20 protein-coding genes and 1 riboswitch are annotated in these 23,616 nt (G+C 62.9%); of the genes, 9 read left to right on the forward strand and 11 right to left on the reverse strand.

Annotated elements, in window-relative coordinates:
- A partial coding sequence (locus BLX42_RS01730; RefSeq protein WP_178110715.1) for a sodium:proton antiporter occupies positions 1–769 on the forward strand: 769 nt, incomplete at its 5' end.
- A 51-nt stretch (positions 770–820) separates the two neighbouring features.
- Here BLX42_RS01730 and BLX42_RS01735 read toward each other — a convergent pair.
- On the reverse strand, positions 821–1,222 hold the full coding sequence (locus tag BLX42_RS01735) for an acyl-CoA thioesterase (RefSeq protein WP_012312432.1): 402 nt from the start codon (positions 1,220–1,222) through the stop codon (positions 821–823).
- Between the two features lie 179 nt (positions 1,223–1,401).
- Positions 1,402–1,498: riboswitch (S-adenosyl-L-homocysteine riboswitch) on the forward strand.
- 20 nt (positions 1,499–1,518) lie between these two features.
- On the opposite strand from BLX42_RS01735, the gene ahcY reads away from it, so the two are divergent.
- The 5 genes from ahcY to BLX42_RS01760 all read left to right on the forward strand — a co-directional run bounded on the left by ahcY (position 1,519) and on the right by BLX42_RS01760 (position 8,102).
- Positions 1,519–2,928 (forward strand): adenosylhomocysteinase, encoded by a 1,410-nt coding sequence (ahcY, locus tag BLX42_RS01740; RefSeq protein WP_161871007.1) that lies wholly within the window; start codon positions 1,519–1,521, stop codon positions 2,926–2,928.
- Positions 2,929–3,093: 165 nt separating this feature from the next.
- Positions 3,094–3,939, forward strand: a complete 846-nt coding sequence (metF, locus tag BLX42_RS01745) for a methylenetetrahydrofolate reductase [NAD(P)H] (protein WP_119688161.1) — start codon at positions 3,094–3,096, stop codon at positions 3,937–3,939.
- A gap of 94 nt (positions 3,940–4,033) precedes the next feature.
- Complete coding sequence (locus tag BLX42_RS01750) at positions 4,034–5,110, forward strand: hypothetical protein (protein WP_046785037.1); 1,077 nt, start codon at positions 4,034–4,036, stop codon at positions 5,108–5,110.
- 76 nt (positions 5,111–5,186) lie between these two features.
- Positions 5,187–5,975, forward strand: a complete 789-nt coding sequence (locus BLX42_RS01755; protein ID WP_046785036.1) for an ABC transporter substrate-binding protein — start codon at positions 5,187–5,189, stop codon at positions 5,973–5,975.
- A 216-nt stretch (positions 5,976–6,191) separates the two neighbouring features.
- The gene (locus BLX42_RS01760) at positions 6,192–8,102 is read left to right on the forward strand and encodes a DEAD/DEAH box helicase (protein ID WP_178110716.1); all 1,911 of its coding nucleotides are present in this window, start codon (positions 6,192–6,194) and stop codon (positions 8,100–8,102) included.
- A 60-nt stretch (positions 8,103–8,162) separates the two neighbouring features.
- On the opposite strand, the gene BLX42_RS01765 is transcribed toward BLX42_RS01760, so the two are convergent.
- The 3 genes from BLX42_RS01765 to BLX42_RS01775 all read right to left on the reverse strand — a co-directional run bounded on the left by BLX42_RS01765 (position 8,163) and on the right by BLX42_RS01775 (position 11,224).
- Complete coding sequence (locus BLX42_RS01765) at positions 8,163–8,741, reverse strand: YceI family protein (protein WP_012312426.1); 579 nt, start codon at positions 8,739–8,741, stop codon at positions 8,163–8,165.
- Positions 8,742–8,772: 31 nt separating this feature from the next.
- Complete coding sequence (locus BLX42_RS01770; RefSeq protein ID WP_046785034.1) at positions 8,773–9,324, reverse strand: cytochrome b; 552 nt, start codon at positions 9,322–9,324, stop codon at positions 8,773–8,775.
- 208 nt (positions 9,325–9,532) lie between these two features.
- Positions 9,533–11,224 carry a flavin monoamine oxidase family protein gene (locus BLX42_RS01775; RefSeq protein WP_161871008.1) on the reverse strand — a complete coding sequence of 564 codons (1,692 nt, stop codon included), beginning with the start codon at positions 11,222–11,224 and terminating at the stop codon, positions 9,533–9,535.
- 209 nt (positions 11,225–11,433) lie between these two features.
- On the opposite strand from BLX42_RS01775, the gene BLX42_RS01780 reads away from it, so the two are divergent.
- From BLX42_RS01780 to BLX42_RS01790, 3 genes are all read left to right on the forward strand, one after another.
- On the forward strand, positions 11,434–11,925 hold the full coding sequence (locus BLX42_RS01780) for a hypothetical protein (RefSeq protein ID WP_115273422.1): 492 nt from the start codon (positions 11,434–11,436) through the stop codon (positions 11,923–11,925).
- A 78-nt stretch (positions 11,926–12,003) separates the two neighbouring features.
- A complete protein-coding gene (locus BLX42_RS01785) occupies positions 12,004–13,410 on the forward strand; it encodes an adenosylmethionine--8-amino-7-oxononanoate transaminase (protein ID WP_161871009.1) in 1,407 nt (468 codons plus the stop codon).
- A gap of 170 nt (positions 13,411–13,580) precedes the next feature.
- Positions 13,581–14,300, forward strand: coding sequence for a 16S rRNA (uracil(1498)-N(3))-methyltransferase (locus tag BLX42_RS01790; protein WP_115273420.1), 720 nt, complete (start codon positions 13,581–13,583; stop codon positions 14,298–14,300).
- Here the strand turns inward: BLX42_RS01790 and BLX42_RS01795 are convergent.
- The 7 genes from BLX42_RS01795 to BLX42_RS01825 all read right to left on the reverse strand — a co-directional run.
- On the reverse strand, positions 14,297–14,914 hold the full coding sequence (locus BLX42_RS01795; protein WP_161871010.1) for a hemolysin III family protein: 618 nt from the start codon (positions 14,912–14,914) through the stop codon (positions 14,297–14,299). The genes BLX42_RS01790 and BLX42_RS01795 overlap by 4 nt on opposite strands.
- A 57-nt stretch (positions 14,915–14,971) precedes the next feature.
- A complete protein-coding gene (locus BLX42_RS01800) occupies positions 14,972–15,433 on the reverse strand; it encodes a chemotaxis protein CheW (RefSeq protein WP_012312419.1) in 462 nt (153 codons plus the stop codon).
- On the reverse strand, positions 15,426–20,309 hold the full coding sequence (locus BLX42_RS01805) for an Hpt domain-containing protein (RefSeq protein WP_161871011.1): 4,884 nt from the start codon (positions 20,307–20,309) through the stop codon (positions 15,426–15,428). Before BLX42_RS01805 ends, BLX42_RS01800 begins: the two co-directional genes overlap by 8 nt.
- Positions 20,310–20,318: 9 nt before the next feature.
- On the reverse strand, positions 20,319–22,343 hold the full coding sequence (locus tag BLX42_RS01810) for a methyl-accepting chemotaxis protein (RefSeq protein ID WP_218176341.1): 2,025 nt from the start codon (positions 22,341–22,343) through the stop codon (positions 20,319–20,321).
- Between the two features lie 47 nt (positions 22,344–22,390).
- A complete protein-coding gene (locus tag BLX42_RS01815) occupies positions 22,391–22,945 on the reverse strand; it encodes a chemotaxis protein CheW (RefSeq protein ID WP_046785027.1) in 555 nt (184 codons plus the stop codon).
- Positions 22,942–23,307 carry a twitching motility response regulator PilH gene (pilH, locus tag BLX42_RS01820; RefSeq protein WP_012312415.1) on the reverse strand — a complete coding sequence of 122 codons (366 nt, stop codon included), beginning with the start codon at positions 23,305–23,307 and terminating at the stop codon, positions 22,942–22,944. Before pilH ends, BLX42_RS01815 begins: the two co-directional genes overlap by 4 nt.
- 47 nt (positions 23,308–23,354) lie before the next feature.
- The coding region (locus BLX42_RS01825) for a PleD family two-component system response regulator (RefSeq protein WP_161871012.1) at positions 23,355–23,616 on the reverse strand (262 nt) is incomplete at its 5' end.

Raw genomic sequence — 23,616 nt, forward strand, 5'->3', positions numbered from 1 at the left:
CGCCTCCAAGCCGCTGAAGACCACCATCGTCGGCGAGTCACTGTTCAACGACGGCACCGCCGTGGTGGTGTTCACCGTCCTGCTGGGCATCATTCAACTGGGTGAAACACCAAGCATCACTGACACGGCAATCCTGTTCGCCCGCGAAGCCATTGGCGGGGCGGTGTTTGGCGGGCTGCTCGGTTACGCCACCTACCGCATGATCAAAAGCGTCGAGCAGTATCAGGTCGAGGTCATGCTGACCCTGGCGCTGGTCATCGGTGGTTCGGCGATGTGCTACGAGCTGCATGTCTCGGCACCGATCGCGATGGTCGTGGCCGGGCTGATCATCGGCAACCTGGGGCGCAACCTGGCGATGAACGACATGACCCGTCGCTACCTGGACGGTTTCTGGGAGTTGATCGACGACATGCTCAACGCCCTGCTCTTCGCCCTGATCGGCCTGGAGCTGTTGCTGCTGCCGTTCAACTGGCTGCACCTGGCGGCTGGCAGCGTGCTGGCGCTGGCGGTGCTGCTGTCGCGGCTGCTGACCGTGGCCCCGGCGATCGTGCTGTTGCGCCGCTGGCGCAGCGTGCCCAAAGGCACCGTGCGGGTACTGACCTGGGGCGGCCTGCGCGGTGGCGTTTCGGTGGCCCTGGCACTGTCGCTGCCATTGGGCGAGGAGCGTGACCTGCTGCTGTCGATCACCTACATCGTGGTGCTGTCGTCGATCCTGGTGCAGGGCTTGAGCATCGGGCGGGTGGTGCGCAAGGTCAGCGCACAACCCTGAAAACCCAGGGCCGTCTTGCCGGCGAAAGGGCTGCGAAGCAGCCCCATCACGTTATTCCACCGCGCTGTCCGGAAACTGGTCCTGAACATATTTGATCTCGGTGCGCCCGTGGGCCGCCGGCTGGCCATCCTCGCCCAGGTTGACGAAGACCATCTTGTCGACAGTCAGGATGCTCTTGCGGGTGATCTTGTTGCGCACTTCACACTTGAGGGTGATCGAGGTGCGGCCGAACTCGGTTGCGGTGATGCCCAGCTCGATGATGTCGCCCTGGCGCGAGGCACTGACGAAGTTGATCTCCGACATGTACTTGGTCACCACACGCTGGTTGCCCAGTTGGACGATAGCGTAGATCGCCGCCTCTTCGTCGATCCAGCGCAACAGGCTGCCGCCGAACAGTGTGCCGTTGGGGTTGAGGTCTTCGGGTTTTACCCATTTGCGGGTGTGAAAGTTCATCTGTACTCCTGACCTGCTTGGCTAACGTGCGGTAATGATGGCAGAGCGGCCGGCGCCGCTCCATTGATCATCGACTATCGTCGCTATTAATCGACAGAAAACCTTGGGCGATGACTCCCGCCAAGGCTATAATCTGCGCCGATTCACATGGCCACCCGCCGCGGTGCCATGCCCGCCACCTGTCCGAGGGGCGCTGCAGCAGGGTCATCCTGTCAGGCTCGGATGGGGCGTTGTCCGCTCCCGCGGACGCTGAACGCACAACGGCGCCCATTCGCACACTACGAATGGAGGCTCTCATGAGCGCTGTAAACACGCCTGCAGGTTTTACCGATTTCAAAGTCGCAGACATCTCCCTGGCCGCCTGGGGTCGTCGCGAAACCATCATCGCCGAATCGGAAATGCCTGCCCTGATGGGCCTGCGTCGCAAGTACCTCGCCGAGCAGCCGCTCAAGGGTGCGAAGATTCTGGGCTGCATCCACATGACCATCCAGACTGCCGTGCTGATCGAAACCCTGGTTGCCCTGGGTGCCGAAGTGCGCTGGTCGTCCTGCAACATCTTCTCCACTCAGGACCAGGCCGCAGCCTCCATCGCTGCCGCCGGTATCCCGGTGTTCGCCTGGAAAGGTGAAACCGAGGAAGAGTACGAGTGGTGCCTGGAGCAGACCATCCTCAAGGATGGCCAGCCATGGGACGCCAACATGATCCTCGACGACGGCGGTGACCTGACCGAGCTGCTGCACAAGAAGTACCCGGCCGTGCTGGACCGCGTCCACGGTGTCACCGAAGAAACCACCACCGGCGTGCACCGCCTGCTGGACATGCTGGCCAAAGGCGAGCTGAAGGTCCCGGCGATCAACGTCAACGACTCGGTCACCAAGAGCAAGAACGACAACAAATACGGCTGCCGTCACAGCCTGAACGACGCCATCAAGCGTGGTACCGACCACCTGCTGTCGGGCAAGCAGGCCCTGGTGATCGGCTACGGTGACGTGGGCAAGGGTTCTGCGCAGTCGCTGCGCCAGGAAGGCATGATCGTCAAGGTCACCGAAGTTGACCCGATCTGCGCCATGCAGGCGTGCATGGACGGCTTCGAGCTGGTCTCGCCGTTCATCGACGGTATCAACGACGGCACCGAAGCCAGCATCGACAAGGCCCTGCTGAGCAAGATCGACCTGATCGTCACCACCACCGGTAACGTCAACGTCTGCGACGCCAACATGCTCAAGGCCCTGAAGAAGCGCGCCGTGGTCTGCAACATCGGCCACTTCGACAACGAGATCGACACCGCCTTCATGCGCAAGCACTGGGCATGGGAAGAGGTCAAGCCGCAGGTCCACAAGATCCACCGTACCGGCGCTGGCGACTTCGACCCGCAGAACGACGATTACCTGATCCTGCTGGCCGAAGGCCGCCTGGTGAACCTGGGCAACGCCACCGGCCACCCAAGCCGCATCATGGACGGTTCGTTCGCCAACCAGGTGCTGGCACAGATCTTCCTGTTCGAGCAGAAGTTCGCTGACCTTTCGGCCGAGAAGAAAGCCGAACGCCTGACCGTTGAAGTACTGCCCAAGAAGCTCGACGAAGAAGTGGCCCTGGAGATGGTCCGCGGCTTCGGCGGCGTGGTCACCAAGCTGACCCAGCAACAGGCCGACTACATCGGCGTGACTGTCGAAGGCCCGTTCAAGCCGCACGCCTACCGCTACTAAGCGGCAAGCTTGAAGCTGCAAGCGGCAAGAAAAGGCAGACCGTGCCCTTGCCGCTTGCCGCTCCAGCACCCACGATCTTGAACGATGCCAAGCCAGATCGGCCATCACCGATCTGGCTTTTACTTGCAGCTTGCCGCTTGAAGCTTGCTGCTTGAGGAACGAGTGATGTCACAAGAACGCCGCTACAGTTTCGAATTCTTCCCGACCAAGACCGACGCCGGTCATGAAAAGCTGATGGGTGTTGCCCGCCAGCTGGCTGGCTGCAACCCGGACTTCTTTTCCTGCACCTACGGTGCCGGTGGCTCCACCCGCGACCGCACGCTGAACACCGTGCTGCAGCTGGAAAGCGAAGTGAAGGTGCCTGCCGCCCCGCACCTGTCGTGTGTCGGCGACACCAAGGACGAGTTGCGCGCGCTGCTCGCCCAATACAAGGCTGCCGGCATCAAGCGCATCGTCGCCCTGCGCGGCGACCTGCCGTCGGGCATGGGCATGGCAAGTGGTGAACTGCGTTATGCCAGCGACCTGGTCGAGTTCATCCGCCAGGAAACCGCTGATCACTTCCACCTGGAAGTGGCCGCCTATCCGGAAATGCACCCGCAGGCACGCAACTTCGAAACCGACCTGGCCAACTTCGTGCACAAGGTCAAGGCCGGTGCCGACAGCGCCATCACCCAGTACTTCTTCAACGCCGACAGCTATTTCTACTTTGTCGAGCGCGCACAGAAGCTGGGCGTGGAAATTCCTGTAGTGCCCGGCATCATGCCGATCACCAACTACAGCAAGCTGGCGCGCTTCTCCGACGCTTGCGGCGCCGAAATCCCGCGCTGGATCCGCAAGCAGCTGGAAGCTTATGCCGACGATACCGCCAGCATCCAGGCCTTCGGTGAAGAAGTCATCACCCGCATGTGCGAACAACTGCTGCAAGGCGGCGCACCGGGCCTGCATTTCTACACCTTGAACCAGGCAGAGGCGAGCCTGGCGATCTGGAACAACCTGAAGCTGCCTCGCTGAAATCATTTGGTAAAAACCTATTCAGAAATGCTTAAGGCTTTAGTCATAGACTAAGGCCTTATTTCATTTCCGGTTCAGACGGGTCTTGCCAGCCATGCAACATCTCACACCCCAGCGCCCTCAACTGGTTTACCTGGCCTTCGGCCCTGCCACCTATCATCAGGAGGCCTGCTTCAGCATCGTCAGCGCCCTGGCCCACCTGGGCACGGCTGCGGGCGAGGCCATGGATATACAGGTCTACACCGACAACCCCGAGCCCTACGGCAAGCTGCCGGTTACCGTTCATCTGCTCGATGAGGCAACGCGCAAGGCCTGGAACGAACCCCACGGCTACCATTTCCGCAGCAAGCACGTCGTGTTGCGCCAAGTTCTCCAGCAGCATTCGCAGGCCGTGCTGATCGACACCGACACATTCTTCCGCAAGTCGCCGCTGAACCTGTTCCAGCGGGTCAAAGCCGGCAGCCTGCTGTGCAACGCGATCGGCGGGCGCTACGGCGCAAATCAGCAGTGCCTGCTCTACCAGAACCTGCAGAACATTCTCCAGGCGCGGGGCTTGGCAGACGGCCAGATGCCTATGGTCAACTCCGGGGTGATTGGCCTGACCGCCGAAGATGCGGGGATACTGGACCACTCGATCGCGATGATGGACGAATTCCATCCACTGGTTCGCACGGCCTATACGCTGGAAGAGTTCTGCCTGGCGGTCGCCGCCTACCGCAAGCTGGCGCTGGCTGAATGCACCGATGTCATCCATCACTACTGGAGCCGCAAGGCTCAGTTCCGGGCCAAGATACAGGCCTGGCTGCGCAAGCACGCAGACCAGCCACTTAGCGCCGCCGCCTTGGCCGACGTGCTGTTGGTGAATGACCAGTTGCCGCGCCCGCCGACCTTGCAACGCCTGGGTTACAAGGCCATGAGCCTGACCCTGCCCAGCCGCGAGCGCCAGTTTGCCCGCGAACTGTTGTATGGCAGCTACCCCTACCCCAACGAATTTGACCGTGCCTGCGCACCCGCCTGGTGGGACAAGGCACTGCAGAATCTCAATGAGCGTTATGGCCCGATGGAGCCGGAGCAATTACGCCAGTGCCTGCGCCACCCATGCCTGCGCCTCTCGCTCGGCGCCCAACGCAAGGAAATCGAAGCGCATCTGCTGCAGTCCGCACAGCGTTGAGCGTACTACTCCCGCGAAGGTGCTGCCTCAGCGCCTGCAACTGGCCTTACCCAAGCCGAGCGCGTAATCTCGCCTCATGCCGTTCATCGTCCGCTTCTTCTGCATCCTGCTGCTCGCCTGCCTGAGCCCCATGGCGCAGGCCGAACGCCTGCGCCTGGTTACCGATGACTGGGCGCCTTATGTGTACCAGCACAACGGCCAGCCCAAGGGCATAGATTACGAAGTTACCACTGAGGTGTTCAGGCGCCTGGGTGTCGAGCTGGAGTGGGAATTCATGCCTTGGAAGCGATGCCTGGCCATGATCGAACAGGGCCAGGCCGACGGGGTCATGGACATCTTCAAAGTGGACTCGCGCCAGGCATACATGGTCTACCCGCTGGAGCCCATGTCGGATGTCGAGTTCGTGCTGTATCAATCCAGCCGCCGTCGCCATGCCATAACCCGACTGAGCGACCTCACCGACCTGACTGTCGGCACCTCACCGGGCTATGCCTATGGAGCACAGTTCAACGATGCATCAGGCTTTCGGCGTGAAGCGGCGCCAAGCCACGAAGCCAATTTTGGCAAGCTGGTGCTCGGGCGCATCGATTTGCTGGTTACCGACCGCCTGGTCGGGCGCTACCTGCGCCGCCAACTCGGCCTGGAGCAACAGGTAGAGGAACTGCCACTGGTCATCAGCCGTCAAGCGCAATACCTGGGGCTGGCACGCAAACCTGGCCGCGATGCCTTGGCGCTGGCGTTTACCGAAGGGCTGCGGCGCTTCAAGCAGGAGCCCGCTTACCTAGCGATAATCGAACGCTATATCGGCAGCACTGACCACCTTCCTCACACCGTTGAGCAGCAGGAAAGCAGCACACAGCGATAGCTCTGTTATACTCGGGCCTTCCCGCCCGGCTCACGCCCGGACGCTCGGCCTCGCAACAGGCATCCCGATCGGCACCGACGCACCTTGCGTCCTAACTCCGTTTTCCGGATGTGCAGTGAAAGCCCAGCTGGACCGGACGCGATCGCATCTCACCGATGCCCGTCGCGCCAGGCAGAATATCCCTACGGGCCCAGCCCCCACAGAACAGGATTGCCCATGTCCTTTGCTTCCCTCGGTCTCTCCGAGGCACTTGTCCGCGCTATCGAGGCTGCGGGCTATACCCAGCCGACTCCGGTGCAACAGCGGGCGATTCCCGCCGTGTTGCAAGGCCGCGACCTGATGGTCGCCGCACAGACAGGTACTGGTAAAACCGGCGGTTTCGCCCTACCGATCCTTGAGCGCCTGTTCCCGGCAGGCCACCCGGACAAATCCCAGCGCCACGGCCCGCGCCAACCGCGCGTGCTGGTCCTGACCCCGACCCGCGAACTGGCGGCTCAGGTACACGACAGCTTCAAGGTTTACGCTCGCGACCTGCCGCTGGTCAGTGCCTGCATTTTCGGCGGCGTTGGCATGAACCCGCAGATCCAGGCCATTGCCAAGGGTGTCGACGTCCTGGTGGCCTGCCCGGGCCGTCTGCTCGACCTGGCAGGGCAAGGCCGCGTCGACCTGGCCCACGTGGAAATCCTGGTCCTGGACGAAGCCGACCGCATGCTCGACATGGGCTTCATCCACGACGTCAAGAAGGTCCTCGCCCGCCTGCCGGCCAAACGGCAGAACCTGCTGTTCTCGGCGACGTTCTCCAAAGACATCACTGACCTCGCCGACAAGCTCCTGCACAACCCTGAGCGCATCGAGGTCACCCCACCGAACACCACCGTCGAGCGTATCGAGCAGCGCGTCTACCGCCTGCCCGCCAGCCACAAGCGCGCGCTGCTGGCCCACCTGATCACGCTCGGCGCCTGGGAGCAGGTACTGGTATTCACCCGTACCAAGCACGGTGCCAACCGTCTGGCCGAGTACCTGGAAAAGCACGGCCTGAGCGCCGCGGCCATCCACGGCAACAAGAGCCAGAACGCTCGTACCAAGGCACTGGCCGACTTCAAGGCCAACAGCGTACGCGTACTGGTCGCCACCGACATTGCCGCCCGTGGCCTGGACATCGACCAACTGCCGCATGTGGTCAACTTCGAACTGCCCAATGTCGAAGAAGACTACGTTCACCGTATCGGCCGCACCGGCCGTGCCGGCCGCTCGGGCGAGGCCATTTCCCTGGTCGCGCCGGACGAAGAAAAACTGCTCAAGAGCATTGAGCGGGTCACCAGGCAGAAGATCGCCGATGGCGACCTGATGGGCTTCGACCCAAGCCAGGTGGAGGCCGAGAAGCCTGAAGTGCGTGAACGCCCGCAGAACAACGGTCGCGGCGGGCGCAATCAGCAGGCCCGTGGTGACGGTGGCAAAGATGGCAGTGGCGGCCGCAAGGACAAGGGCAAGGATAAAGGCAAGGCCAAGCAGCAGGCCGCCGACAAGCCTGCCGACAAGGAAAAGCCCGCCGACAAGCAGCAACAGCCGCGCAAGCCGCGTGACAAGAAGCCGCGCCAACAGCAAGCCAGCCAGAACACTGTACCTAAGGCACCGGCCGACCGTGCTCCGGATGAATTCCTGGACGACGAAATCGACAACTTCGGTAACCGTGCCGACTACGTCAGCCCCTACCAGAATGCCAAGAACCAGGGCCGCAACCGTCGCCCGGGTGCCAATGCCGGCGCTGGTCAAGGCCAGGCCAACCCTGGGCGCAGCAACAGTGGTGGCAGCAACAGTGGTGGTGGCCAAGGGCGTACCGGCGGCCAGCCGCGCAGCGCCAGTGGCGAGAAACGCCCGCCGCGCAGCAACAAGGGAGGTGATGCGCGTCGCGATAGCAACGGTGGTGGCCGCAACCGTTCGGCCGGCCGTGATGACGCATCCCGTCAGGAGCCGGCAGTACGTAGCTCGCGAGAGCCGCAAAACCAGCCTGTGATCATCCGCAAGGAATCCAAGCTCGACCGTTTCCCAACGCCTGAGCAACTGGAAGACCTGCCAAGCCGCCCACGTGGTGAGCGGCCTGCGTTACTGACCCGCAAAGGCGGCTAACGCTACCGGCAAATAAAAACGCCGCCCCATGGGGCGGCGTTTTTATTGCTCAGGCAATGATCACTTCTGCTTCACACCTTCGACGCTGATGTCCAGGTCCAGGGTCTGCGAGGTTGCGCCAGGGCCCTTGATACCGAAGTCGTTCAGGTTCAGCGTGGTGGTAGCGTTGAAGCCCGCACGCTCACCGCCCCATGGGTCCTTGCCCTCACCGTTGAAGGTGGCCTTGAAGGTCACAGGCTTGGTCACACCATGCAGTGTCAGGTCACCGGTCACGTCTGCAGTCTTTTCGCCGGTCGATTTGACGGCAGTGGAAACGAATTTCGCTTCCGGGTACTTCTTCACGTCCAGGAAGTCAGCGCTGGCGATATGCTTGTCGCGCTCGGCGTGATTCGACCACAGGCTGGCGGTTTTCAGGTCGACGCTGATCTTGCTGGCTTCAGGCTTGGCGCTATCCCAAGTGAAGTTGCCGTCGAAGTCCTTGAAGGTACCGTGAATGAAGCTGTAGCCCAGGTGGCTGATTTTCCAGTCGACGAACGCGTGCTGGCCTTCCTTGTCGATCTTGTACTCGGCGGCCATGGCCTGACCAGCACTGAGCAGAGCGGTACCGAGCGCCAGAGCGGCAAAAGTCTTTTTCAACATCCTTTCAGTTCCTTGCAATTGAGGTTGAGAGTCAAGCTTTGCGGCCCAGCATGCGAACCAGGGTCGCGTCACGGTCGATGTAATGGTGCTTCAGGGCAGCCAGGGCATGCAGCGCGGCGAAAATCACCAGGCCCCACGCCAGCCACAAATGAATAACGCCGGCCAGGTCTGCCTGATCAGGCAGGTCACTGACAAGGGCAGGTACTTCAAACAAGCCAAATACCGGAATACCGACACCGTCGGCGGTAGATATCAGGTAGCCGGCGATCATCACCGCGAACAGGCCTGTGTACAGGGCCAAATGCCCCAACCTGGCGGCCAGGCGGGTAAATGCCCCGTGGCTGGCAGGCGCCGGCGGCGGTGGGCTGATGAAGCGCCACAGCACACGCACAAGCATGACAGCCAGCAGCACCAGGCCGATGCTCTTGTGTAGGTCCGGGCCAGCCTTGCGCCAAGGGCTGTAATAATCGAGACCGACCATCCACAGACCAAGACCGAACAGGCCAAAGACCGCCAGCGCAACGCCCCAGTGCAGGAGGATGCTGACCACGCCATAGCGAGAGGGTGAATTGCGCAGTTGCATGATGCCGTGTTTCCCCGTGAAAGCTATGCACAGACTAACGCGTAACGTATCGAATAAAAGCACAAAAAATTGCTTTGGATTATCGATAAATCCGATAGTAATTGTCCGAGTTGGCTATTAAGGAAACATTAACGATAGCGGGTAATTCCAGGTTGTCAGCCCTGGCCCTGCCGTCCGCTTGACGGTGACAGGGCCAGGCGATCACCCATCAGCCAGCCTTGGCTTGGGAGTGGGTAACGGCCTGTGTTTCAGGCTCCGATTTGGCTGGGGCCTTTTTTGCCTCGACAGGCGCCGGAGCAGCCTTGGCTTCGGGCTTGTCAGCGCTGCCGAACAGCCGCGAGAAGAAACCAGGCTTGTCCACCCGCGCCTCCTCGGCCTTCACCGGCTCGGCTTTGGCAGGTGCCTTTTCGGCGTTGTCTTCTTTGTCGGATGACCCACCAAACATGTTGGAGAAGAACCCACCTTTGTCCTTCTGCGACCCAGCAGTTGCCGCTACAGGGGCAGCTTTGACGGGGTCGAACGACTTGCCGGCCAGCAGGTCCTGCACCTGGCTGGCGGCACGCTGGCCACTGCGCAGGGCACCTTCGAGGGTGCCTGGGTACAGCGCGTCGGTGTGCTCACCGGCAAATGCAATGCGTTGCACCGGGCGCTCCCACAGGCGCCAGTACTTGCTGATCTGCCCGGGGCCAAAAGCCAGGTAAGCACCGCCAGTCCCGGCGTCGGCGCTGTAGCGCTTGACCTCATAACCGGTGAACGCGCCACGGGCCTTTGGATAGAAGGCATGCAGGCGGATCAATACCTGGTCGACCATCTGTTTGTCACCGAAGGCCTGCAGCAGACGGGCGTTGTCACCCGACAGGTTGATCACCACGTTGGCGCCACCTTTGAGTGCTGGCTCGATCCATAGCATGCCAAGGCCTGCGTTGCTGAAGATTTCGCCAGACATGCGCGCGCGGCTTTCCCAGACTGGCTGCTTGAATTTGAGCAGCAGCTGATCGCGCCAACCATAGTTGGTGCCCCTCAGCGCCGCGACGTGCTGGGTGTCCAGGCCCGGGGTGATCTGGATCTTGGCCAGGGCACGCAGCGGTACGGCCATGACCAGGTAATCGGCCTGGTAGCTGGCGCTGCCGACCTTGACGGTGACCCCGCCGCTGTCCTGGACGATGGAGGTGACTGGCGAGCTGGTCTTGATGGTTTTCAGCTGCTTGACGAAAGCCTGGGCCAGTACCGGGCTGCCACCAGGCAAGCGGGCGGCACGCAGGTCACGGTCGCTGACGCCGCGGTAGACACGGCTCTGCTGGGCGAAGTAAAGCAGTGAGAGACGCGACGGTTCATCGTAGCGGGTACGGATCTGCTGGTTGATCAGCTGCCGTGCAGTGCTGGGCAACTGCAGCTTGTCGAGCCAGGTGGAAACGTTCATCTGGTCGAGGGCGAACAGCGTACTGGTCGCCTGTGGCTTGAGCGGGTCATCGATCGAACGGGCCAGGTCATCGAGGGTCTTCTCGTAGCGCTTGAGGGCTTGGGCGGTAGCCGGCTGCCTGGTAGCCAGGTCGCTGGCGCTGAAGTACTCACCGTCGATCAGATACCCGGGAGTGCGTACGAACTCAGGCGCGGGCAGTGTTTCAAGCTTGAAACGCTCGAGGTACTGGTTGAGCACCGGCTGAGCCTTGCTGTTGCCGACCCACTCACTGGTGGCCAGGCCCGAGCGGCCGCCCATGCCCGCCTTGGCTTCCAGCAAGATCACCTGCCACCCCTTGCTCTGCAGTTCGTAGGCTGCAGTCAGGCCTGCCAGGCCGCCACCCACCACGATTGCCGAAGGTGTCTTGTCCTTTGCCAGCGCGGCGCCGCTGGACACACCGATCAATACCAACGCGCACAGGCGCACCCAAGCAGCAGCCATGATGGCGAACTCCGAGTTGACGTTACAGAAATGGGAAGAGGCAAAGACGCCCCGAGATGATGCGTTAAGAATACGTCAGGTATGCCGACCCTGCCACCACAGCGCCATCAAGTCCTTTTGGCAACTGGCATTTTTGTCAGTAGACGAGCCTGCTGCCCTTGCGCAACGCTGGTCCGGGTGACTGGAAAAACCGACAAAAGGAACTGCGCATGACCTATGAGGAGCATTTTGCCCACATCAAAAGGCAGCTCCTGTGGCACAAACAAACGTTACTGACGCCCTCAGGCTTGCGTATCCGCAGCAATGGCACTTCATGGGCCGGTGTTCATGAAGCCTTCAAAGGTGAAGATGGCACCGAGCTGGTGATTGGCGAGCAGAGTGAAGTGGAAATCAGCTTCAGCCAGGAAGTCGAAAGCCTACGCCTGGAATGCTACGTCGTCAGCGACCAGCATTTCGAAGATGTGACAATGCTCATGGATACCGAGGGCTTCGATTGGGACGGGATTGCCCCGACCCCGCATAATTTTTACTGGCTGACGCTTTCGGGCAGCGGATACACCGAGTTCATGCCTGGCCATTTCTGCACTCAACCCTGCTACCAGCACCTCCCCGGGCCGTTTCGACGCCTGACCATCTCCACCTCCAGAGCCGGCACCGTGCATATCCGCAAGCTCGAGTGGACCCGCACCTGTCGTCATTGACCCGCAGCGGTTGTCCTGCCTCCCGGCATTGCTTAGGCTTACGCGGTCAAACATGCCGTAACGCCAGGAGAAGTGCCAATGGGCCTCAATGATCAGTGGATGCAGCGTGACCTGAAGGTCTTGTGGCACCCCTGCACCCAGATGAAAGACCACGAGCAGCTTGCGCTGATCCCGATCAAGCGCGGGGAAGGCGTGTGGCTCGAGGACTTCGAAGGCAAACGCTACCTGGATGCGGTCAGTAGCTGGTGGGTCAATGTGTTTGGCCACGCCAACCCGCGCATCAACCAGCGCATCAAGGACCAGGTCGACCAGCTGGAGCATGTGATCCTCGCGGGCTTCAGCCACCAGCCGGTGATAGAGCTGTCCGAGCGCCTGGTCGCGATGACGCCTGCCGGTCTGGACCGGGTGTTCTATGCTGACAATGGCTCGTCGTGCATCGAAGTGGCGCTGAAAATGAGCTTCCATTACTGGCAGAACATCGGCAAGCCGGCAAAAAAGCGCTTCGTCACCCTGACCAACAGCTACCACGGCGAGACCATCGCCGCCATGTCGGTGGGCGATGTGCCACTGTTCACCGAGACCTACAAGGCGCTGCTGCTCGATACCATCAAAGTCCCCAGCCCGGATTGCTACCTGCGCCCCGAGGGCATGGGCTGGGAAGAACATTCGCGCAACATGTTCGCAGCCATGGAACAGACCCTGGCCGAACACCACGAGACCCTCTCGGCGGTAATAATCGAGCCGTTGATCCAGGGTGCAGGCGGCATGCGCATGTACCACCCGGTCTACCTCAAGCTGCTGCGCGAGGCTTGCGACCGCTATGGCATGCACCTGATCCACGACGAGATTGCCGTGGGCTTTGGGCGCACCGGCACGATGTTCGCTTGTGAGCAGGCTGGCATCCGCCCCGATTTCCTGTGCCTGTCCAAGGCGCTGACCGGCGGCTACCTGCCGCTGGCCGCGTGCCTGACCACCGACACGGTGTACCAGGCGTTCTACGACGACTACCCGACCCTGCGCGCGTTCCTGCATTCGCACAGCTACACCGGCAACCCGCTGGCCTGCGCGGCGGCCCTGGCGACCCTGGACATCTTCGAACAGGACAACGTCATCGAGGCCAACAAGGCGTTGTCCGCACGCATGGCCAGCGCCACTGCGCACCTGGCCGATCATGCCCATGTTGCCGAAATCCGCCAGACCGGCATGGCCCTGGCGATCGAAATGGTCCAGGACAAGGCGGGCAAGGTCGCCTACCCGTGGCAGGAGCGCCGCGGCCTGAAAGTGTTCGAGCATGCCCTGACCCGCGGCGCCCTGCTGCGCCCGCTGGGCAGCGTGGTGTACTTCCTGCCGCCGTACGTGATCACGCCCGAGCAGATCGACTTCCTTGCCGAGGTGGCCAGTGAAGGCATCGATATTGCCACGCGAGACAGCGTCAGCGTGGCGGTACCGGCAAACTTCCACCCCGACTTCCGCGATCCGGGCTAACAGCACAGCAATCGCCACGCCTTGTAGGAGCGGCCTCGCGTCGCGAACGGGCTGCACAGCAGCCCCAAGGATCAGCAGCGCCGCCAATGACCGGAGCTACTGTGCGGCTCTTTGGTGACACAAGGCCGCGCCTACAAGGACGATGTCCAACCTTCTTCCTGAGCAGAACCATGAGACTGTCCCGCTTCTTCATCGACGCCCCCCTGAGCCTCGGCGAGCACGACCTGCCCGAAGCCCAGGCCCACTATATCGGCCGCGTACTGCGCATGGCCCCCGGCGCTGCCGTGCAACTGTTCGACGGCAGCGGCCAGGAATACCTGGGCCAATTGCTCGAAGTGGGCAAGAAGACCGTGCGCGTCAGCCTCGACCAGGCCGTTGCCGGCCAGGCCGAGTCGCCATTGCACATTCATCTCGGCCAAGGCCTTTCCCGCGGCGAGCGCATGGACTGGGCCATCCAGAAGGCCACCGAACTGGGCGCCAATGAAATCACCCCGATCGTCAGCGAACGCTGCGAAGTGCGCCTCAAAGACGAGCGCGCCGACAAGCGCCTCGCCCACTGGCGCCAGGTCGCGATCAGCGCCTGCGAGCAATGCGGCCGCTCGACGCTGCCGATCATCCACCCACCGGTGACCTTGGCCGACTGGATCAAGGGCAGCGATGCTGACCTGAAACTGGTCTTGCACCCTGTCGCAGAGCCGCTGACCAGTCATGAAAAACCGGCACGCCTGGCGTTCCTGATTGGCCCCGAGGGTGGTTTGAGCGATGCCGAAGTCGAACAGGCCAAGGGGGCAGGCTTCCAAGCTGCCCGTCTTGGCCCACGCGTGTTGCGCACTGAAACAGCGCCGGTGGTGGCCCTTTCGGTGGCGCAACAGCTGTGGGGCGATTTTTAACGCACGTAGAGCAATACCGCCACGAAGTGCATCAGGCTGCCAGCGATGACGAACAGGTGCCAGATGCCGTGCCAGTGGCGGAATCGGCTGTCAAATGCGAAGAAAATGATGCCCACGGTGTAAAACACACCGCCCGCCGCCAACCAGGCAAAGCCGGCGGTGCCCAGGCTTTGCAGCAGCGGCTTGACCGCCACCAGCACGATCCACCCCATCACCGCATAGATGATGATCGATAGGACCCGCGCCTCCGAGCGTGGCTTGATTTCCTGCAGCATGCCGATCACCGCCAGCCCCCAGACCACCCCGAACAGGCTCCAGCCCCAAGGCCCGCGCAGGCTCACCAGGCAGAAAGGTGTGTAGCTGCCGGCGATCAGCAGGTAGATGGACAGGTGATCGAGCTTGCGCATGATCACCTTCGCCCGGCCGCGGGTGCTGTGGTAGAGGGTCGAGATGCTGTAGAGCAGCAACAGCGTGCCGCCGTAGATGGAGAAGCTGACGATCTTCCAGGGGTCGCCCTGCAGGCCTGCAGCGACGATCAGCCAGATGGCGCCGATGCAGGCCAGAACGGCACCGACCAGATGGGTCCAAGCGTTGAAGCGTTCACCGTGATACATGCAAACACAGACCTCCCAAGCACCTGCAAGGTTCAAGCTGCAAGCTTACAACTTCAGTCATTGCAGCTGCGCGTCACGCACCAGCCTTTCAAGCCCAACCAAGTCTGGCACCCGTGCCACCTGCTCGCCCACCTGCACAGCCGCCAATTCCAGGCTACCCAGCGCCACATCCACATAATTGAGCTGGCTGTCGAGCTTGCACGAGCGTGGAATGTCCTGCAGCAACACCGCCAGATATCGCAGCCCGGTATCGCCCAAAGCGTTCAGCACCACGATACGCGCCCGCTCGCCGCACGGTGTTTCACCACCGCACGCTGCCTCGAAGCCGATCAGCGGCAGGTGCTGCTGGCGCCAATCGATCCACCCCAGGTGCCAGGCCGGCTCGGCACGCTGGCACACCAGGTTGCGCTGGCCGATCAGCTCGGCCACCGCCACATTGGGCAACACCAGGGTTCGGTCGCCCAAGGGCAACAGCAGGCCGGTCAGGCTGCTGCGCTGGCCTGCGATCAACTCAAGCATGGGTTTGGCTCCAATGGGCGATACTCTGCAGCAGCACCGACTCCTGATAAGGCTTGCCCAGGTAGTCGTTGACGCCGATGGCCATGGCCCGGTCGCGGTGTTTCTGCCCGGTGCGCGAGGTGATCATGATGATCGGCAGGTCTTTGAGGCGCTCGTCGCGACGAATGCGGGTGGCCACTTCAAAGCCATCCATGCGCGGCATTTCGATGTCCAGCAGCAACACATCCGGGCGGTGCTCCTCCAGCAACGCCATGGCATCGATACCGTCCTTGGCCGTCAGCACGCTCATGCCATGGCGCTCCAGCAGGCGGCTGGTGACCTTGCGCACGGTCACCGAATCGTCCACCACCATCACCAGCGACGCCCGGCGCGGCGCCGGGCCGAACAGCGTGCGCTGCACCCCGCTCCCCCCCGGCAGCCGCGCCAGGCGACGCTGTTGGCCGCGCAACTGGCCAAGCAGATCAAGAATCAGTACCACCCGACCATCACCGAGCAGGGTCGCGCCGGACAACCCAGGCACGGCGGCGAACTGCGGGCCCAGGCTCTTCACCACAATCTCGCGGCTCGGCGACAGGCTATCGACCTGAATGGCGAACGACTGTTCCTGCGAATGCACCAGCAACACCGGCAACGGCACGCTCTGGCCCAGAAGGCTTGGCCGTGGCAGGCCTTGCAGCAGCTCGCCCAGGTAGCGCAAATCGTATTCATGGCCAGCATAGCCATAGCGCGGCACATCCCGCTGGTAACAGAGAGCCAGCTCGGCCGGCGGCACGCGCACGATACCTTCGATGGTGTTGAGCGGGATGGCATATTGCTCCTCACCCAGGTGGACCATCACCGCACGGTTGATCGACACGGTGAACGGCAGGCGAATCAGAAAGCGCGCACCTTTGCCCTGCGCCGACTCGATACTCATCGAGCCGCCCAGTTGCTTGACCTCTTCGTGCACCACGTCCATGCCCAGCCCACGCCCGGAAATCTGGGTGATCTTCTCTGCGGTGGAAAACCCCGGGCGCAAGATGAACTGCAGTATCTCGTGGTCGCTCAGGTGTGCCTGGGGGTCCAGCAGGCCACGCTTGATCGCCTTGCGCCGCACAGCCTCCAGCGGCACGCCGGCACCGTCGTCGGTCATCTCGATGACGATATCGGCGCCCTCATGGAGCAAATTCAGCTGGATGGTGCCCAGCTCAGGCTTGCCGGCAGCCAAGCGCGCTTCACGGGTTTCAAGGCCATGATCGACAGCATTGCGCAGCATGTGCTCCAAAGGTGCAACCATACGTTCGAGCACACTGCGATCAAGCTCGCCTTCGGCGTTGCCGACCACCAGTTCGACCTGCTTGCCCAACTCGCTGGCCACTTGGCGCACCACCCTCTGCAGGCGCGGCACCAGGCGCTCGAACGGCACCATCAACGTGGCGGTAAGGCCTTCCTGCAACTGGCTGTTCACCCTCGCCTGCTGCTGCAGCAGGGCCTGCGCCTCCTGCGCGCGCTGGGCCAACGTCTCTTTCAGGTCAAGCAGGTCAGAGGCCGATTCGAACAACGCCCGTGACAATTGCTGCAACTGGGAATGGCGGTCCATTTCCAGCGGGTCGAAATCCTCGTAGGCGTCACCTTCGAACGGCTGACGGCTGCTGATTCGCCCTTGGGTTTCCATATCCAGGCGCAGCAACTGGTCGCGCATGCGCTCCAGGGTGGTTTCCATCTCGCTCAAGGCGAACTGGGCGTCATTGACCTGTTGCTCGATACGCCCACGGATGACCGAGTGCTCACCCGCCAGATTGCCCAGGTCATCGAGCAGTTCGGCGTCCACCTTGACCAGGTCACCGGGAGCCCGCTCCGGCGTAGCGGCAGGTGCGTCGGCAGGTGCAGCCCCGGCCGGGGCCTGCCCGGCAGCGCTGTCGGTCAGGGCAGCGCTGCTGAAGTTGCGGATGTAGTCGATCAACGCGGTAGCCGCATGCAGCGGCTGCCCCAGGCGCACGGCGTCAAGCATGTGCGCCAGGCGGTCATGGCAGTTCTGCAACAGGGCGAACAACGGGGCACCAGGCGGCAAGCGCCCGGCAGCCAGCAGTTCGTACAAGAACTCCAGTTCGTGGGCCAGGTCGCCGATGGCGGCGATTTCCACCATGCGCGCCCCGCCCTTGAGTGTGTGCAAATCACGCAGCAGGTTGTCCACCTCGGCGCTGTTGCGCGGGTCGGCCTGCCAGCGCGCAAGTGCGGCGGCGGCGCTTTCAACAATGTCAGAGCTTTCTTCGAGGAAGACTTCAAGCAGCTCCTTGTCGCCCGGGTTCTCGGCCTCTTCGGCCAGTGCCGGGGGACCATCAAGGCGCGTGACCGACCCGGGTGCCACCAGGCCGGTAGCATCGGGTGCCAGTGCGTCGTCCAGCAAGCCACGCAAGCCGTCGATGCAGGCTGGGCGGGCGGACGGTTCCTGGCCGGCAGCGATCTCGTCGAGCATGTCGAGGAGTACCCCATGGGCTTGCCGTGCCTGGGCGAAGAAGCGTTCATCAGCAGCAAGGCTGCCCTCTTCCACCGCGCCATACAGGTCCAGCAACGCTTCGCAGACATCGTCCATCTGCCTCAGGTCGGCCAGGTGCGCACCGTGACAGAGGGTGGTCAGCTCATCGAGCAAGCTGTCCAGCGACTGGCGTTGCCCAGGCTGCTCCTGCCAGCGCGACAACAGGGCCTCGGCATCCAGCAGAATGTCCATCGACTGGGCGAGGAAGCTGGCGATCACCTGTGGATCACGCTTGCCCCGGCGCCCATGCTGCGGCTCCTCATGCAAGCTGGCCAAGCGCATGTCCACGGCCTCACCGACCTGCTCGATCAACTGCGCCGCGCCCGGAATGGGAGCCAGCGGGCTGCTGCCCAATTGCGCGAGGCCCAGGTGCAACAGTGCGCGCGCCGCTTCCAGCCATTCCAGCTCGGCCATTTGCAAAGGCAAGTGGTGGCCCCGGTATTCGCGTACCAGCCGGTCGAACGCGGTGGCCAGCTCGGCGATCGGCAAAACGCCGGCCATCGCAGCGCTACCCTTGAGGGTATGCAAGGCGCGTTGCAGGGTGTCGCTGACATCGGTGTCATGGCCCCCGGCGCCCTGCAGAAATGCCTCCAGGCTGGCCAGATGGCCCTGCGCTTCATTGCGGAATATGTCCAGCAACAGCGGATCGAGGCCATCGATTTCGGCACCTGCCGGCGAATCGTTTTCCGCCAGCGCATGCAGATGGCTCGCCAGTTGCTCGATCTCGGTCACCTGTGGCATCTGGCCGGCGGCAAAGTCAGCCAGCAGGTCGGGCAAATGAACCACGACCTGCTGCAGGGCCACCACACCCTCCGGGGCCAGCGCCATACGCCCTTCCAGAACCCGGTTGAGCAGGTGCTCACCGCCCCATGCCAATTCGGCGACCGCCTGGGCATGGACCATCCGGCCACTGCCTTTGAGCGTGTGCAAGTCCCGGCGCACCTCCAGCAAGGCATCCCGCAGGCTGTTGTCGGCGCGCCAGCGCAACCAGTGCCGCTCGATCTGCGGCAGTAGCTCGCCGGCCTCTTCAAGGAAAACCTCGCGCAACTCGTCATCAACCCCGTCGGTGCTGCCGTCCTGGGCAATGACGCCAAGCGAGCACTGCACACCGAGCGCCGCCAGGCTGGCGCGCGCCCTGTCGAGGAAAGGTTGGGCATCGGCAAGAGGGTCGGCCACCCGCCATTGCAGGTAACACTCACTGGCGCTGAGGGCATCGGCCAGGTGGTCAAGCTCCTCTGGCGGCGGCTCGACGTCCAGGTGCTGCAACCAGCCGTGCACGTAACCTGCACAACCGGCCAAGACTTCGGCAGCTGCCGGCAGCATCAGCATCGCCAACGCCCCTCGCACTTGCTGCAGCAACCCCGGCAGTGGTTGCAGGCGCTGACGCGGCCAACCGGACTCCAGGCAATCTCCGATCAGGTCCTTGGCCTGCTGCAACACGTTCAGCGATTCGTTCAACACCAGTTGGCGAATCTCGGCCAGGTCCGAGCCGGGCAAGCCGCCCTGCCCGCCCTGCTCCAGCGGGCCGACCATGCCATTGAGGCTCGCCTCCACATACAACAAGGCGCCCGCCACATCCATGAGTGCGGCGTCATCCGCCACGCGTTCAGCCTGGGCCAACGCCTGCAGGGCCAGTACCTGATCGATGATGACCCGCCGAGGCTGCTGAAAGCCCAGGACCGCAAGGGTATCGGCCACGTGACGCAAGGGGGCCAACAGGGCGTCCAGCTGTTCGCTGTGCTGACGATCCCCGCGCACGAACTGGTCCAGACGCTCCTTGATACGCATCAGGTCGTCGCACAATGCGCTGATCACCGAACGCAGGGCGTCACGCCCAGGCCCTGCCTGAACCTGCTCACGCCAATTGCCCAGCGACAGGTCTAGATTGGCCAGGTCGTCCGAGCCTGCAAAGCGCTGCGCCGCACCACTGACCAGGCTGCCTTGAGCCAAGGGCTCTACCCCCCTGCAAGCCCGCAACTGGTTAAGCAGCGGCAGCATGACCAACGGCAAGTCATGCCGCGCTCCGCGCAGCCGCTCCAGGTACGAGGGCAGTTGCTCAAGGCCGCGGAACAGCGGGCCCAGGCAGTCGCCGCGGGGGCTGACCTGGCCCTCGGCCAAGGCCCTGGCCAGCAACTCCAGCTCTTCGGCCAGGCGCGTGGCACCGCGCAGTTCGAGCATGCGCAGGCAGCCGTGAACCTGGTGCAGGTTATCCACCACGAACGCCAGCATGGACAAATCGTCCGTCTCCCCGGCAAAGCGCTCAAGGGCCTGGCGTGCCTGGCCCAGGCAATCGAGGATGGCCGCCTTGGTCCAGGCCAGGGCGACGGTATCGTGGCGCTCGGGGCTTACTGCTGCAGCCATCATGACTCCTCAGCGCCGCTCGGCAGGTGCAGGCAGGGTGAAACCGGACACGGAGCGGCGCATCTCGCTGGCCATTCGCGCCAGGTGGCGGATACTGTCAGCGGTTGCGCCGGAGCCAGCGGAGGTCTGCGCGGTAATCTGCTGGATCACCGACATGGTGTGGGAGATCTGCCCTGCCGAAGAGGTCTGCAACTGGGCGGCGTCGGAGATGCTGTGGATAAGTTCGGCGAGGTTCTGCGACACCCCTTCGATTTCGGCCAGCGCCACCCCGGCATCCTGCGCCAGGCGCGCACCGCGCACTACCTCGGCGGTGGTCTGTTCCATGGATATCACTGCCTCGTTGGTATCGGCCTGAATGGTGCGCACCAGTGCCTCGATCTGTCGCGTCGCCGAGGACGAACGCTCAGCCAGGCGCTGGACTTCATCGGCCACCACGGCAAACCCTCGGCCGGCCTCTCCCGCCAGCGAGGCCTGGATGGCGGCATTCAATGCGAGAATGTTGGTCTGATCGGCAATGTCGTCGATCAGGCTGACGATGTCGCCGATTTCCTGGGAAGACTCACCCAGACGCTTGATCCGCTTGGCGGTGTCCTGAATCTGCTCACGGATGTTGTCCATGCCGTTGATGGTGTTATGCACCACCTCGTTGCCCTTGTTGGCGATCGCCACCGAGCGCTCGGCCACCTTGGCCGATTCGTAGGCATGCGCGGAAACCCGGTCGATCGATTCGACCATGTCACCCACCGCCTCGGAAGCCTCGCTGATCTGTTCGGCCTGGTGCTCTGAAGCTTTGGCCAGCTGGCGGGCAGTGTTTTGCGTGTCCTGCACTGCGGCAGCCACTTGCTCGGCGCTGTGGTTGATGGTGGCCACCAGGTCGCGCAATTGGTCGACGGAATAGTTGATCGAGTCGGCGATGGCACCGGTGAAGTCCTCGGTCACCGACACGGTCACGGTCAGGTCACCGTCGGCGAGCTCCTCGATCTCATCGAGCAGGCGCATGATCGCCTGCTGATTGCGCTCATTTTTCTCGGCGGTTTCCTGCAGTTGACGATGAGTTGCCCGCACCATCACCAGGCCGATCAGGATGATCGAGGCCAGCGCCAGCAGCCCCAGGACATACCCGCCCACAGTATCGAGGGTACGCCCGGCTGCCAGGTTCTCGAAGCCGTTGGCAAGGTGCGAGGCTTCGTCGAGCAATGTTTGCGAGAGGCTGAAAATGTTCCCGGCCGCTTCGCGAACGCGGAACAGCTCGGGCGAGGTTTCAAGGATTTCATCGACTGAACCGGCGACGAACTGGAACAGTTCGGCGATCTCGGCCAGGCGCGCACGTGCGTCGGCATCCTCGACGCGTGTCACCTGAATCGCCGGGTTGCCCGCCAGCATGCCTTCGAGCACCTGACCAAACCGGCTGGCATCGCGGCCGAAGGCATCGGCGGCTTGGGCGGCTGCGTCGTCGCCAGCCAGCACCGTGTTGACCGATCCCAGAATGCGTTCTGCGAGCAGCAACTGGCGCTGGGCCACCACCACCTGGCTGGCCGGAGCCCCACTCTGCAGCAAGACCTCCACAACCTTCTCGTACTCGACCTGTAGCTGCGGTACGGTTTCGGCCAAGGTCGCCGCCACCTGATGCAGCGATAGCACGGTCTGCTCGCTGGCCAGGATGATATCGGTGTCCTTGCGCAGGTTTTCCCAGTCCTGGCGCACCGCTTCCATTTCATCCTTCACGGCGGCGGGCGCCGCTGGCAGGCCAGTGGACTTGTCACCTTCGCGCAGGTAGCTCCAGCGCTGCTCGAAATCGTTGCGCGCATCCGAAAGCAGCTTGAAAGCCAGCGCCTTGCCGGTTGCAGCCTCGGTGGCATTCTTGGCGATGCGCTGCGACAGCACGCGCAGCTCGCCGGCATGGCCGATGTACTGTTTGTCGTGATTGGACTGGGTGTTGAGGTACGCAAAATTGGCGAACAGCAGGATGATCGACAGGATCAGCACCACGAACAGCACAGTGATCTGAGCGATGCTGCGTGTGCGCGGGGTCATGCTGGTAGGGGCGACATTGGTGGCCGGCTTGTTCACGTTCGAATGTCCTATAGCGCCACGTCGAGAAAGCCCGGCGCCTGGGCCAGGGCGAAGGGGCTGAAGATGGCCCAGTTGCGCTCACGCGGGAAATGCCCCTGAACGAACCGTGCAGCGGCGCGGATCAGCGGCTGTGGCGGCGCAAGTTCCAGGGTATCCAGGGCAAAATGCTGCAGGCCGAGCACTTCGTCCACCAGCAGGCCGACGAACAGGTCCTCATGGTCCAGCACCAGCACGCGCCGCTGCTTGCCCGTTGCCGCGGGACCGAGGCCGAAAAAGCTGCTCAGGTCCATCACCGGCAACAACCTGCCGCGCAGGTTGGCTACCCCGCAAACCCAAGGCTGTACGCCCGGCACCCGACTGCTGCGTGGCTCGCGCGACACTTCGGCCACCTCGCCCATCGGCGCGACGAACCACTGCCCGGCAACGCGAAAACCGATACCGCTCCATTGCTGCAGGCGCGTGTCCTGCGGCGGCTGGTCGGCAACCAGCAGTCGGCATCGCCGGTCGATGTCCAGCAACAGCTCGAAGGCGGTCAGCGACGCGCCTTGGGGGCGGGTGGTCAAGCGCCCAGCACTTCGTTGAGCTTGGCGATCAGGGCGTGTTCTTCCACCGGCTTGGTGACGAAGCCGCGCGCACCCTGGCGCTGCGCCCAGATACGGTCGGTTTCCTGGTCCTTGGTGGTAACGATGAGCACAGGAATTGCGCTGGTTTCCGGGTCCTTGCTCAATTGCCGGGTGGCCTGGAAGCCGTTCATGCCGGGCATGACGATGTCCATCAGCACCGCGTCGGGCTTTTCCTGGCGGGCCAGGGCCACAGCGTCAGCGCCGTTGTTGGCCTTGAGCACTTGGTGGCCATGCTTTTCGAGCCACTCGGTCAATCTGTACATCTCTGTCGGCGAATCGTCGACAATCAGAACTCGGGCCATGCTGTTTCCCCATCAGGAAAATAAAAGCCACGCCACCTCGGGCGTGGTCAGGGTGCGTGTTGTTCGTGCGCGGCGAACCCGGGCACGTGGGCCCTGATCGCGTCGAGCAGTTCTTCCTTGCTGAATGGTTTGGTCAGGAACTGATCGGAGCCGACTACCCGCCCGCGCGCCTTGTCGAACAGGCCGTCACGCGACGACAGCAGGATGACCGGGATGTCCTTGAAGGCACTGTTGTGCTTGATCACGGCGCAGGTCTGATAGCCATCCAGGCGCGGCATGAGCACGTCGACGAAGATGATCTGTGGCTGG

This window comes from Pseudomonas sp. SG-MS2 (genome assembly GCF_009933855.1).
Classification (GTDB): domain Bacteria; phylum Pseudomonadota; class Gammaproteobacteria; order Pseudomonadales; family Pseudomonadaceae; genus Aquipseudomonas; species Aquipseudomonas putida_E.